1 protein-coding gene is annotated in these 575 nt (G+C 60.2%); it reads left to right on the plus strand.

Annotated features, from left to right (window positions below):
* A partial coding sequence (locus FJR74_RS08425; protein WP_170178336.1) for a UPF0182 family protein occupies positions 1–575 on the plus strand: 575 nt, incomplete at both ends.

Genomic DNA, 575 nt, shown 5'->3' on the forward strand with positions numbered 1-575 from the left:
ATCCAGCTGTGCCTGCACGGCGGTGACTTTGGGGTTAGGGATCCGCAGTTCGGGCGGGACCTCGGCTTCTACGCGTTCGAGTTGCCGTTCTACCGGCTGATGCTCAGCTACATGCTCGTTTCGGTATTTCTGGCATTCGTGGCGAATCTGGTGGCGCACTATATCTTCGGTGGCATTCGGCTATCCGGACGCACCGGTGCGCTGAGCCGCTCGGCGCGCGTCCAGTTGGTTAGCCTGGTCGGGGTACTGGTGTTACTTAAAGCCGTTGCTTATTGGCTGGATCGGTATGAGCTGCTGTCGCACACGCGTGGCGGCAAGCCGTTCACCGGTGCCGGGTACACCGATATCCACGCCGTCCTGCCGGCGAAGCTGATTCTGATGGCGATTGCGTTGATTTGCGCGGCCGCAGTGTTCTCGGCGATCGCCCTGCGGGACTTGCGGATTCCGGCGATCGGCCTGGTGTTGTTGCTGCTGTCGTCGCTGATTGTCGGCGCCGGCTGGCCGTTGATCGTCGAGCAAATCAGCGTCAAACCCAACGCTGCGCAAAAAGAGAGCGAATATATCAGCCGAAGTAT

The sequence above is a fragment of the Metamycoplasma neophronis genome, assembly GCF_006491995.1.
GTDB classification, from domain to species: domain Bacteria; phylum Bacillota_I; class Bacilli_A; order Mycoplasmatales; family Metamycoplasmataceae; genus Metamycoplasma; species Metamycoplasma neophronis.